The 12,397-nt window shown below is 38.7% G+C and carries 11 protein-coding genes; 2 read left to right on the top strand and 9 right to left on the bottom strand.

The genetic code is table 11. The features are described 5' to 3' along the window. Positions 1-86: 86 nt before the first annotated feature. On the top strand, positions 87-2,135 hold the full coding sequence (locus HY063_04795; protein ID MBI3501092.1) for a thioredoxin domain-containing protein: 2,049 nt from the start codon (positions 87-89) through the stop codon (positions 2,133-2,135). Continuing rightward, positions 2,084-3,121 carry a hypothetical protein gene (locus tag HY063_04790; GenBank protein MBI3501091.1) on the top strand — a complete coding sequence of 346 codons (1,038 nt, stop codon included), beginning with the start codon at positions 2,084-2,086 and terminating at the stop codon, positions 3,119-3,121. Before HY063_04795 ends, HY063_04790 begins: the two co-directional genes overlap by 52 nt. Positions 3,122-3,123: 2 nt before the next feature. Here the strand turns inward: HY063_04790 and HY063_04785 are convergent, their stop codons facing one another. The 9 genes from HY063_04785 to HY063_04745 form a co-directional block, all read right to left on the bottom strand. After that, positions 3,124-4,884 (bottom strand): trypsin-like peptidase domain-containing protein, encoded by a 1,761-nt coding sequence (locus tag HY063_04785; GenBank protein MBI3501090.1) that lies wholly within the window; start codon positions 4,882-4,884, stop codon positions 3,124-3,126. Positions 4,885-4,928: 44 nt separating this feature from the next. Continuing rightward, the gene (locus HY063_04780; GenBank protein MBI3501089.1) at positions 4,929-6,605 is read right to left on the bottom strand and encodes a trypsin-like peptidase domain-containing protein; all 1,677 of its coding nucleotides are present in this window, start codon (positions 6,603-6,605) and stop codon (positions 4,929-4,931) included. Between the two features lie 78 nt (positions 6,606-6,683). Next, positions 6,684-7,520, bottom strand: coding sequence for an outer membrane beta-barrel protein (locus tag HY063_04775; protein ID MBI3501088.1), 837 nt, complete (start codon positions 7,518-7,520; stop codon positions 6,684-6,686). Between the two features lie 76 nt (positions 7,521-7,596). Then, the gene (locus HY063_04770; GenBank protein MBI3501087.1) at positions 7,597-8,955 is read right to left on the bottom strand and encodes a hypothetical protein; all 1,359 of its coding nucleotides are present in this window, start codon (positions 8,953-8,955) and stop codon (positions 7,597-7,599) included. Further along, complete coding sequence (locus tag HY063_04765; protein ID MBI3501086.1) at positions 8,952-9,440, bottom strand: RNA polymerase sigma factor; 489 nt, start codon at positions 9,438-9,440, stop codon at positions 8,952-8,954. Before HY063_04765 ends, HY063_04770 begins: the two co-directional genes overlap by 4 nt. A gap of 62 nt (positions 9,441-9,502) precedes the next feature. Next, on the bottom strand, positions 9,503-10,252 hold the full coding sequence (locus HY063_04760) for a uroporphyrinogen-III synthase (GenBank protein MBI3501085.1): 750 nt from the start codon (positions 10,250-10,252) through the stop codon (positions 9,503-9,505). Between the two features lie 32 nt (positions 10,253-10,284). After that, on the bottom strand, positions 10,285-10,947 hold the full coding sequence (locus tag HY063_04755) for a DUF4271 domain-containing protein (GenBank protein MBI3501084.1): 663 nt from the start codon (positions 10,945-10,947) through the stop codon (positions 10,285-10,287). Positions 10,948-10,978: 31 nt separating this feature from the next. Then, entirely contained in the window at positions 10,979-11,875 is an 897-nt protein-coding gene (locus HY063_04750; protein ID MBI3501083.1) for a class I SAM-dependent methyltransferase, read from the bottom strand. A gap of 33 nt (positions 11,876-11,908) precedes the next feature. Then, on the bottom strand, positions 11,909-12,232 hold the full coding sequence (locus HY063_04745; GenBank protein ID MBI3501082.1) for a helix-turn-helix transcriptional regulator: 324 nt from the start codon (positions 12,230-12,232) through the stop codon (positions 11,909-11,911). Between the last annotated feature and the right edge of the window lie 165 nt (positions 12,233-12,397).

Below are 12,397 nucleotides of genomic sequence, written 5' to 3'. Positions count from 1 at the left end.
AAAAGACATTCTTTCTATTTTTAATTATTATCGGATTTTTTTCATGCGAAATAAATAGTAATGTTCAGCAGGCAAAAAAAAATTTAATGACAGATACAACCAAGCAACATACCAACGCGCTCATTCACGAAACAAGCCCGTATCTTTTGCAGCACGCGCATAATCCGGTGGATTGGTTTCCATGGAGCGATGAGGCATGGGAGAAAGCTAAGAAGGAAAATAAATTAGTGCTCGTCAGCATTGGTTATTCGGCTTGCCACTGGTGTCATGTTATGGAACACGAAAGTTTTGAAGATGATTCAGTGGCGAAAGTGATGAACGAAAATTTTATCTGCATAAAAGTTGACAGGGAACAAAGACCTGATGTGGATGGCGTTTACATGAGCGCAGTGCAAATCATGGCCGGCAGCGGTGGCTGGCCGTTAAATTGTTTTACGCTTCCCGATGGCAGGCCGGTTTATGGCGGAACTTATTTTCCAAAACAAAACTGGCTCAAGGTTCTTCACACGCTCGCAGATTTATATACGAAAGAACCGCAAAAAGTTTTTTCGTATGCCGATGAACTTACAAATGCAGTGAAGAAAACGGAATTGCTTCCGGATTTTTCGGAGAAGCCGGCCATCACAAAAAATATTTTGAGCGAATGCGTGGAGAACTGGAAAAAAAGATTTGACAACGAAGAAGGCGGGCCGAAAAAAGCGCCAAAGTTTCCGCTGCCGAATAATTACCAGTTTCTTTTGCGACAATATTATTTTACAAAAGACGAATCGCTGCTGAAACATATTAATCTCACGCTGGGAAAAATGGCATTCGGAGGAATCTATGATCAGGTTGGCGGAGGATTTGCGCGCTATTCTACGGATGGTGAATGGAAAGCTCCGCATTTTGAAAAAATGCTTTACGATAACGCGCAGTTAGTTTCGCTTTATTCCGAAGCATATCAGCTCACAAAAAACAATTTGTACAAACAAATTGTCTATGAAACCTTGGAATTTATCCAGCGGGAAATGACAAACAAAGAAGGCGGTTTTTATTCTGCAATGGATGCCGATTCCGAGGGCGAAGAAGGAAAATATTATGTGTGGAAGAAAGAAGAATTAAAAAATATTCTTGATAATGATTTTGATTTGTTTGCAGAATATTTTAATGTAAACGAAATCGGATTATGGGAACACGACAATTATATTCTGCTTCGAAAAAAATCGGACGAAGAAATTGCGAAGAAGTTTTCAATCAGCACAGAAAAATTGCAGAATAAAATTTCTATGTTGAAGAAAAAAGTTCTTAGCGAAAGAGAAAAAAGAATTAAACCCGGACTTGATAATAAAATTCTTACTTCATGGAATGCCATGATGATAAAAGGATATGCGGATGCTTACTCGGTTTTTCACGAGAAAAAATTTCTGGATGCCGCACTCAAGAATGCAGATTTCATTCTGAAAAATAGTAAAAAAGAAGAGGGAAGATGGTTACATGCATTTTCTCCTTTTCCTTCCATGCGCACCGGAATTCCAAAAGAGATAAACGGGTTCCTCGAAGATTATTCTTTCACCATTGAAGCATTCATCGCTCTTTACCAAAATACGTTTGACGAGAAATGGCTGCACGAAGCAAAACAACTTGCCGGTTATGCGCTCAACCATTTTCACGATTCAAAGTCGGTGATGTTTTATTTTACTTCTGATCTGGATACTCAACTCATCTCCCGGAAAATGGAAATCCAGGATAATGTAATTCCATCTTCCAACTCCTCTATGGCAAAATCACTTTTTTGTCTGGGAAATTATTTTGATGAAAAAAATTATCTGGCGGTTTCTGAAAAAATGCTGAAGCAAGTTCAGGATGAAATTCCGAAATACGGCTCGGCTTATTCCAACTGGGCAATGCTGGCGCAGAATTTTATCGAACCCTTTTACGAAATCGCGATTGTTGGCAACTCTGTTGATGAAAAAAGAAAAGAGCTTTCGGAACACTTTATTCCTAATGCAATCTTTGTTGGAAGTAAAACAGAAAGTAATTTGCCGCTTCTGCAAAACAAATTTGTGGAAGGCAAAACTTTAATTTATATTTGTAAAAACAAAACGTGCAAACTTCCGGCAGAAAATATTTCCGAAGCATTAAAACAAATCGAATAATACTTTTTCTTTTTGTATTCTTCATTTGCCATCTGCCCTCTTATATTTGTCATTCACAAGTAATAAATACTTCTCCTTCCGATGTTGCTCTTCCTGAGCCAGTTTTCAATAAAACTTTTATCAAGCAGAATAAAATTAAAATTATCCGCAAGAGCATTGTGGACAAGCCCGATGGAGAAATTATTCGCGACAAAGGGTTGGCGGAAAATTATCAGTTCGATGAGAATGGAAATCTCGTGCGGCACTTTTACAATGAAATCACTTCTCTTCAGAAAACAGAAATTGAAATGCCTGCCGTGTATAGCAAGAAAGGAAGAGTAATCAAAAAAAGTTTTACAAAAACTAATTATGAATATCAATACGACACACTCGGAACAGAATATGTTTACACTTCAAACGGATATTTGCGGATGCAGCGTGTGTGCATTGGAGATTTCTTTCACACAACTTACTTTGAATATTTCGGAGAAGGATTGGTGAGCAGGAAAACGCTTTGCAAGGAAACCAACATTGCGAAAAAAGGCGAACCGTTCAAACTTGGCGTGCAGACAATTCTCTCGGAAGAAAAATTTGAATACGAGCAATTGACTCCCGCACAAGTGAAGAAAAAATTCCTGAATGATGAAGGAAAGCCGTATAAGCAGGGAATAATAAATTTTTCCAACGGAAAAATCATAGATGAGTCGTATGAATTTATTGTCGGATTCATTCGTTCGGGAGCAAATTATAAATACGATGCAAGTGGAAGATTGATTGAAAAAATTTCCACCGATAACTCCAGCGGAAACAACACTGAAAAATTTTCTTATGAATACGATTCAAACGGAAATGTCACAAAGGAGAAAAAATATAAAAACGGAATGCAAACCGATGAGATAATTTATCTCTACGAAAGCGACAAAAAATTGTTGACTTCACAAGCCGACCGCCAGATTCAGAAAGAGAGTATTAAAATTGTGAAGTATGAATACGAATTTTATCCCTGATTTTATTTTTTCTTGATAATGACATAGCCGGTGTTAATCCATGTCTGATCCTTGGTGAACACACTGAATTTATATTCCCCCGTTTCATAAAAAGTATATTTGAAATACGTGTAATCCAGCGATGTATTGGTAATGCTATAGCGTTTGGTTTCCACAAATGAATCGTATTTGCTTCCTTTCTTTTTCCATATATCCACAATTATTTCTCCTGTGTTAAGCGCATCGGGATAATTATCCAGCACCAAATAAACAAATCCTCCCTCTTTGCCGATTGAAAAATCTTTGTAATAAAAATCCGGCTTCAGCACATTCGCCTCATCGTTTGTAAAATTAATTTTTGATTTTGCATAATAGCCGGACCCGGAAGTATTTTCAGAAGAGCCGCTGTCTTTCAATTTAAAAGTAACGTAACCATCATTGATAAAGGAAGAATTTTTTGTGTACACGCTCAGACGATAATCCCCTGTGCTGGGCGGAAAATATTTAAAGTACGCTGCTGATTTATCAGATTGCACATCAAAATTTTTTGTTTCTACAAAAACATACGCCTCTCCTGATTTTTTGTATGCCTCCACAACAAATCCATCCGAGTTGAGCGGCTCACCGTAATTGTTTACCTGCACATAAACAAAATCCAATCCGTCACCAAGAATATCATAGAGGTCACCTGCTTTTCCGAGAACTCCGTTGTCGCCCAGCGAATTGTGAAAAGTGATTTTGGAATTTTTGTAATACTCCGAAACAACATTTGAACTGCTGCCATCCGAAATTTTTCCCGAGGAAGATTTTGTTTTATTTAATTCCTCTGCCGGAAGAATATCTTTCCGCTCGCCAAGAATGGTATTGATGGAGCCGGCATTTTTCGGAATGGTCAATCCTTTGGCGGTGAGATGCTGAAGAACTTCACTCTTTGGCGCAACCACATAATACATTCCGTTTATTCCGCCTACCAAGCCAATATTTGTTTTGGCGCTTGTTGCGGTAGCTATTCCAACTACCCTATTGCTCTCATCGAACACCGGGCCTCCGCTGTTTCCGCTGTTGATGGATGCATCGGTTTTTATGTAGCCGTAATCTTTGTTGAACACATAATCATAGCCGCTGAGTTTTCCAAAAGTGAGCGTGCTCATATCGTTCAGCATTAAATCAAATCCTCCATCGTACTGCGCAGGAAACCCGAACACGCATAAATCTTCGCCCTGCACGGCATTATCAGAATTTCCAACGGGAAGTGTGAAAAATTTTGTACTGACAGGATTTCCATTCAGGTCGGAAATAATTTTCAACATGGCTCCGTCAAATGAACCAATTCCAATAGTTAAAACTTTTGCCGCATATAATTTATAATCGTGCTCGCCTTTGCCGAAATATACCTGTACAATCGGAGTGGCATAGCCCGTGTAATGAATTTTTGTAATGGACGCGTCTTTTATTTTTTCTTCGGAATAGGCGGCAGTAGTTCTCCATGAAGAATTGGTTGCAGCATCGTTATAATCGTAATCCATATAGCCGTTCACGCAGAGTTCAACTACGTGGCGGTTGGTAAAAACAATTCCGTCATCCGTAACAACAAAGCCGGAACCTCTTCCCACATAGCCGCGTGATGGGTCCTGTTTTGCCGCTGCCGAATCGTATAAAAGAATTTTTACAATGCCCTTGTAATAATTGGCTGCAATAAATTTAGCATTCAATCCTTTTTGCTGCGTGAAAGCCGGATGCAAAGAAAAAATCAGAAAAAAAAGTGAGAAGAATAATTTTTTCATTCTGTTGTTCATTATAGCAAATATAAAAAGTTAAAAAGAAGAATTTATTCTTTTGAAAAATTAAACCCAAGCGAGAGCATCAAAGTACTTAGTGTCATTTTTCCTGCAGAGGCAGAAACGAAAGTTCCGTTTCTGAGATTTTGAATTTCGAGATTGGGCATACGAATAAAAAAATATTCAACTCCTACGCTGAGAAAACGATAGCGCATGCTTCCTCCTGAATTCATACTAAAGCCAAATGCGTTTGAAAGGTTCCAATCGTTTTCTGTGCTGCCCGCCTGATAAGATATGATAACATGATTGAAAGGGCTGATTATTGTCGGGGCTGCCTGCAGGTGCGCTTCAAAAATAATTCGTTTGAAAAGCAAAACTGAAAATGCCGGACCCAATTTAGTATAAAAGTTTCCGATTATTCTGTGTGCGGGGGAAGAAATTTTTTCTTTGGGAATAGAATCATTCAATTGCACTCTTGTCCAGTCGGTAGCGTAAAAGTAGGCGCCAAGGAAAGCATAATCAAGCGATAGTTTTGCGTGCGAGGAAATTCTCCATAGCGGAAACTGATAGCCCAATTCAAATCCGGATGCTGCCGAAGAAACCAGGCGCACGGGTTCGTTTGGATTTGCAACCGGAAGTTTTCCTGCGCTATCGAGTGTAAATTTATCATCAATAAAAAAAGATGTTGCGAGCGGTTTCATATAAAAAGTTCCGTTCTGAAATTTTCTCTCCTGTTTTTTTCCTGAAATAATTCTTTTCATTTTTTTCTGAGCAATGAGCGGGCGCTGCGCACCGGTAATGATGGCGCTTCCCACTTCGGCTTTGGCAGAAGCAGAATTCAATCCTGCTTTCTCCAGCGCGCGTAAAAGAGTTTCATCTGATTTTGCTATAGCGTGCATTCCATTAATTCCGCCAATCAAACCAATATTTGTTTTATTTCCTGTAGCAGTTGCAATTCCTATTACTTTATTAAACCGATTAAATACCGGTCCGCCACTGTTTCCGCTATTAATGGATGCATCTGTTTTTATGTAGCCATATTCTTTGTTGAACACAAAATCAAATCCGCTGTGCTTGCCAAAAGTGAGCGTGCTCATGTCTTTCAGCATGAGGTTAAAGCCGGCATCAAACTGCGCGGGAAATCCATAGATGCATAAATCTTCTCCTTGTTTGGTGGAATCGGAATTTCCTATGGGAATGGGATGAAATTTTTCCGTAACGGGATTTCCGTTGAGTTCAGAAATAATTTTCAGAATGGCGCCATCGAATGAACCCACGTCCATGGCAATAACTTTTGCATAGTAAAGTTTATAATCATCCTCTCCCTTGCCGAAATAAATCTGCACGATGGGGGTTGTGTACCCGGTGCGGTAAACTTTTTTTGTTGTCGGTTCATTTATTTTATCTTCGGAATAAATGGAAACAGAGTGAATCTCTTCGTACGTTGCCGGGTCGATATACAAATAATCCATATAGCCATATACGCAATACTCCACCACGTGGCGGTTGGTGAAAATGAGACCGTCATCGGTTACAACAAACCCGGAACCTCTTCCTATGTATCCTGAATTGGGCTGCTTTTTTTCAGCAAGCGAATCGAAGAGAAGAATTTTTACAATGCCGTTGAAATATTTATCGGCAATATAAGTAGCATCGAGCGAAGATTGGGAAAATGCAGCGAAAGATAAATACAGAAAAAAGAAAAAGGCAGATAAAAATTTCTTCATAAAAATTTTGCTCCGCAAAAGTACAAGAAAAAATCCCGCTCCGAAAATCCGGAAGCGGGATTCTGTTATAGCGGAGGATTAAAGTGTGAAAGAAATTCCTGCGGTAATTGGAAACACTTCCGGTCCTTTTTCTTTTTCAAACAACTGCGAAATGGAATAATTGACAAACAAAGTAAAATAATTTCCGTATCCTGCGCGAACTACCGCGCTGTATTTTAAAGGCGCAAGATTGAAATCCTCCTTGCGTTTGATTTTATATTCATTGTCGTGCATTTCATAAACTTGTTTTGTGCGCGAACCGATTTTATAAGCAAGTTCAACTCCACCGGCTATATGAAAAGATTTCTCAGCATGATTTGTATTGGTATTAAATTCCAGAAGCAGCGGTGCTTTCAGATAAGCTACTTTGAGTTTGTTCTTTTTAAAAGTAATGCTGTCGGGCGCAATAGTTACGTTTGATGCGCTGATATAAGAAGCGTTTGGCGGAAGCGTAATTTTATTTTTGAAGTTATAGCTGTTCCATTCAAAGCCGAGCCCTGTTACAACATTCACATAATTTTTGTAAAGCCGGATGTTTTTTTCAAGAAGATTCAAAGAAAAGAAAAAGGACTTGCTGTAATTAAGGTTGAGAAAATAATTCATTTTAGTTGTATCATTTTCTTCCGGGATGTTGAATTGATTTTTTGCTGTAGAGAGCATGCAAACTCCAAAATCAAATCCGCCCCAATGGGTGAAATCCTGTTTTTTCTTTTTCTCTTTTTTTATTGTATCTTTTTTGGTTTCAGCATCAAAAATCCAGATGCGGGAATTTTTCCATTTTATTTTAAGAGTATCATCGTCTTTGCTTTTGCTCTCTTGTGCAAAGAGGTTTGCGGATATCAAAACGATGATTGCGAGTAAAAAAATCTTTTTCATTTTATTTTTATTTGTTATTCGTTTGTTTGTTTGAGAGTATGACGATTGTTTGTTTTAGAATGTTACAGTAAATTTTTTATTTGCCTGAGTTTCGGCTGAGGGAAAAGCTTCCGGCAGTAAAAACATATTCTGAATCTCCCTTGCCGTCACATACTTTTTCTACATCTACTGCTTTTGTTCCGATTATATCCTGCACTTTTGCTTTTGCGGCCATGGCAACATCCCATACGGTGATTTTATCATCGGCACATTCAACAGATTTTTTTATTCCAAGAACCTGCCTTACTTTTTTTCTTGTGAAAGAACCGACAGTTTGGTAATCCTCATTTGTTTTACCTGTATTTGCAGAAGCCGTTTCCTGTGTTGGATTTATTGCATCTTCTTTTTTCTCTTCCTGTTTCTTCTCAACAATTAATTCCTGCTCCATCATTTTTGGTTTTTCATTTTCTTTTTCCGCAATAAGTTTTTCTTCGTCCTCAAAAATTATAGGCTGAAGTTGTTTCTTCTCTTCAATGATTGCTGGTTTTGGGGATTTCACATTCGAATGTTCAGTTGTTTGAATGTTCGGTTGTTTATCGTTCCGTATTTTATTTTTCTGAACTGAATTTTCTTTGTTGGTATTTGATTCTTTTTCAGGAAGCATAACATTCTCCGTTTTTTTTACCGGTTTATTTTTATCCGCAAATAGCTGCTTTTCTGTTCCGTTATTTTTGAGGATGAAAAATAATCCGATGAGCAATAATATTGCTGCTGCGGCAGCATAGTAAGTTTGTCGTTGCGAGAAAATGGAAACAAAAACTGGTTTCCTTTCTTTTTTCTTCAAAGAAAATTTATTCTCGAAAGAAATTATTTCTGCAGGAAGAATTGTTTTCGAAAAGAGTTCAAACTCTTTTTTGTATTCAGGGTTTTTCTGCAGGAATGATTTCAACTGCTCCTCCTCTACTCTATTCAAATCTTTTTCTGCGGAACGGATAAAATATTCTTCACAATTCTCTTTTGTGATAAGAGATTTCTTCAGCGATTCTTTCCCCTCAAAAGAAACTTTATCTCCAGATAGTTTTGACAGTTTGAATAATTCAAATTCTTTTTTCTGGCCTGGGTTGTTTGCAAGGAATGAATTTAATTTTGAAATTCTTTCGCTGGATAGTTGTCCTTCCACATACGCAATGAAAAATTGCTCACAGTTATCGGAATTGATTTCTGAAGAAAGCAAAGACTCTATTCCCTCAGCCGAGTATTTTTTTTTCATCATATCTTTTCCGGGGAAGAAAATCTTTTCCTGCTCAAGAGAAATGTTTTCGTATTCTTCAAACAGATTTTTCAAATCCGGGTTCTCTTCGAGGAACAAAAGCACTTCCCCTGCCTGCACAGGCGATAAATTTCCTTCGTGGTAATCGAGGAAGAATGCTTCACAATTATGTCTGTCGATAATCACAGTACGTTTTCTATTTTACCGATATGATTTTTCAAAAATGCCCTCGCTCTGAAAATATAAACCTTCACCTGCGATTCGGTAAGCCCTGCTATTTCTCCAATCTCTTCGTAAGAATATCCTTCGTAATCTCTCAGCATCACCACCATTTTCTGAATGGGCGGAAGAAGTTCCACCGCGTCATTCAACACCTTTTTCAAATCCGTGTATTGCTTGGTATGATATTTCATTTCTTGCATGTCTGCTTCGTCCATGTTGGCTTGCTTCTTGTCTCTGCGAAACATATCTATCATCGTGCGGTATGCCGTAGTGAACATGTATGACTTGGCGTTGGTTGACGGCACATCCGATACTTTCAGCCAGAGTTTTTCGTACGTATCCTGCACCACATCTTTCGCTTTGTCCTTGTCCTTTACGTTCTTCAGAATAAAACGGTAAAGGTTGTCTGCATGCAGGTCAACGCACTGGTTAAATTCATTAACGGTCATGTAGAGATTCTGCCTTTGTGAGTAGGACGAATTTACGGAGAATTAGTTACAGCGCGAAATGATTATTTCTTTCCGTTTTTGCCGGTTATATAATTCTCCAATGCTCCCGTCATAGATGGCGCCTGTGGCGTAGGGGCTTGAATATCGAGATGAAATCCTGCGCCTTCTACTGCTTTTGCGGTAGCCGTACCGAAAGCGGCTATTTTAGTTTCGCGTTGGCGGAATTTCGGGAAGTTCTTGCGAAGCGATTTCACATCGGCAGGACTGAAGAACACAAGCGCATCGTATTCCAGTTTTTTTATGTGAGATAAATCCGATGGAACAGAGCGGTAGAAAAGCGCTTTCGTATAATTTATTTTTTCCTTTTCGAGGAGTTCATCAATTTCCTTGTTATGCGTGTTGGAATGAGGCAAAAGATATTTTTCATCTCTGTGTTTGCGGAGGATGGGCGACAAATCCTGAATGCTGTGCTGTCCATAAAAAACTTTTCGCTTGCGGAACTGCGTGTGCTTCTGAATATAAAATGCCACCGCTTCCGAAGTGCAGAAATATTTCATGTCTTCGGGAACTTCAAAGCGCATTTCCTGACAGAGGCGGAAATAATGGTCAATGCTGTGACGGCTGGTAAAAATCACCGCGGTAAATTCTGCAAGATTGATTCGCTCTTGCCTGAATTGCTTTGCCGAAACTCCTTCCATGTGAAAGAAGGGAACGAAATCAATCTTCAGATTATAGCGCTTGGCAAGTTCGAGGTAGGGAGATTTTTCGGTTTCGGGTTTGGGCTGAGTAACAAGGAGGGATTTAATTTTCATTTCGATGTTATTCGTTTGAACTACGTCAGCCGTTAAATCAACTTCCACCCTAAAAGCAAGGGCAAAATTTCAAGGGTGCAAAGATATAATAATAAATAAAACAGCGTCACTTCCCCGCTCGACAAAACCGCGAATGCCCCCTTCCCTACTCTGATTAAAAATTCCAATGCGAAGAGCGAAATACCTATGTAAACAAATACATTTACAAATGAAGGTTGTCCGTACGCCACAAAAATTATTACCGGAATAAATGCAATTCCCACAACCTGGTTTACGAGATATGTGATGAAAATATATTCGTTCACCACATGCGTTTTGTCGAAGATGAAACCCAAAATTTTCAGCGTGATGATTTTGATAAAATAAATTGCAAGCACGATGCCGAAAACGAGGAGGTAGTATGGAAAAGAAAATGGAATAAAAGAATTATCGAACGAATAAATTGCGAGAAGAATAAAAAGAGAACTCGTCATTAAAAAGTTTAGCGATAAAAAAACTGATGAAGGATGTGAAAGAGAATGTTCCTCTCGGGAAAGTTGTTCCGCAAAACGCGCAGTGAAAAATGCTTTTACTACTGCAACAAATCTTGAATTAAATGCAGAAAACAAATAACCGATTATCATCACCGACAAAACAATAATTACCATCACCCAACTCGGCTGGAAATGATAATTACTCGGGATTATGTTTTGCAATAGTGTCATTAAATAATTGAATTCAAATAGTTTATTTATTTCTTAGGATATAGATTTGGCTTGAATATCCATTCTCTCCTCCTGCATTTAAATTAGATTTCAGGCCGCTGAAAAACCCCGCAACAAGATTTGAACTTCCTGTTTTATATTTCTCGCTCAGCAATGAAACATAGTACGAATCAAATTTCATCGGAAGCACTTCTTTTAACCCAAAGCCAAATCGTAAAAATAGCTTTTCAATATCTTTTTTTGTGAAATGATAAATATGCCTGGGCACATCATACCCGGCCCAATGCTCGCCATATTTCTTTGCATCAAAAGAATTGCAATTCGGAACCGCAATAATCAATGTGCCGCTATCAATGAGTATTTTATTTATCTGCTCAATTGTTTTGTGGAGTTGGTGCACATGCTCCAGGACATGCCATAAAGTAATTACGTTAAACTTCTTTTCACTTATCTCAAATAGTTTTTCCGGAGCCAGCGGCTCTATTCCGAAATTTTCCTTTGCGTGCTTCCTGGCAACACCTGAGGGCTCAATGCCTATTACGTTCCATCCATTTTGTTTGCAGGCATTCAGAAAGTCCCCTGTGCCACAGCCTATATCAAGCACAGTTCGGAGTTGGAAGTTCGGAGTTCGGAGTTGTTTATTAATCAGCTTTACTTTCTCTCTTATTGTATAATTGCGAACCATCCCGTAAATTTTATTCATTACTCCCCTGCTCGTTCCAGAATGAGAAATATATTCTTCCGACTCGTAATACTTCCCTATTTCCTTTTCATCAGGACGGGGATTTGTAAAGCGAAATCCGCACGCCTCGCATTGAACGATATGAAACGTTTCACGTGAAACAGTGTAGTCCTTGCAGGAAAGAAAGGGCTTGAACTTATTTCCTGAACAGATTGGGCAATTATTTAATTCCTCCATATTCTTTTTTGTTTCACGTGGAACTATTATGGTTTATCCCTCATGAGAAGTATCCTCTGGCGCTTTGGTTCCGCTTTGTTTGTTTGTTAATAGTTCGTTTATCTGTTTTAAGTAACCATTCTCTTTGCGCAATTGCTCCAGTTCCCTGCGTATTTCATCCAATTGCTTTTCTGATTCAGGACGCTCCACGCGTATATCTTGTGTAAAATACTTAAAGAAATCATGTCCTAATGCCTGGGATAACTTCTGCAGCAGGGAAGAATGCATGTGACGGTAATTAAAGATCCTGCTTATGCTTCCCGGGTGAACGCCCAAGCGCGAAGCAAGTTCAGTGGAAGAAACTTTTTTCTCTTCCATTACTTTTTTAATTATGGGTCCTATCAGTACTGGCATAACATCCTCCGCCACTTCGTGTGCGCCCCTCAAAGGGGGACATGGCGCGCAAACATACAAACAATATCATTCAAAACAACTATTGTTAATATTAATAACATAAACTGTGATGTGATTCACAATGATTGT

It is taken from the genome of Bacteroidota bacterium (assembly GCA_016195025.1).
Taxonomy (GTDB): domain Bacteria; phylum Bacteroidota; class Bacteroidia; order Palsa-948; family Palsa-948; genus Palsa-948.
Note: the sequence above shows the minus strand (reverse complement) of the source record. Positions and strands in the feature narration are given on the sequence as shown.

What these genes read in the sequence shown, in the direction of transcription:
- HY063_04765 (MBI3501086.1), bottom strand. Translation starts at nt 9,440, where the DNA reads ATGACCGTTAATGAATTTAACCAGTGCGTTGACCTGCATGCAGACAAC.
- HY063_04750 (MBI3501083.1), bottom strand. Translation starts at nt 11,875, where the DNA reads ATGGAGGAATTAAATAATTGCCCAATCTGTTCAGGAAATAAGTTCAAG.
- HY063_04760 (MBI3501085.1), bottom strand. Translation starts at nt 10,252, where the DNA reads ATGAAAATTAAATCCCTCCTTGTTACTCAGCCCAAACCCGAAACCGAA.
- HY063_04785 (MBI3501090.1), bottom strand. Translation starts at nt 4,884, where the DNA reads ATGAAAAAATTATTCTTCTCACTTTTTTTTCTGATTTTTTCTTTGCAT.
- HY063_04745 (MBI3501082.1), bottom strand. Translation starts at nt 12,232, where the DNA reads ATGGAAGAGAAAAAAGTTTCTTCCACTGAACTTGCTTCGCGCTTGGGC.
- HY063_04795 (MBI3501092.1), top strand. Translation starts at nt 87, where the DNA reads ATGACAGATACAACCAAGCAACATACCAACGCGCTCATTCACGAAACA.
- HY063_04775 (MBI3501088.1), bottom strand. Translation starts at nt 7,520, where the DNA reads ATGAAAAAGATTTTTTTACTCGCAATCATCGTTTTGATATCCGCAAAC.
- HY063_04780 (MBI3501089.1), bottom strand. Translation starts at nt 6,605, where the DNA reads ATGAAGAAATTTTTATCTGCCTTTTTCTTTTTTCTGTATTTATCTTTC.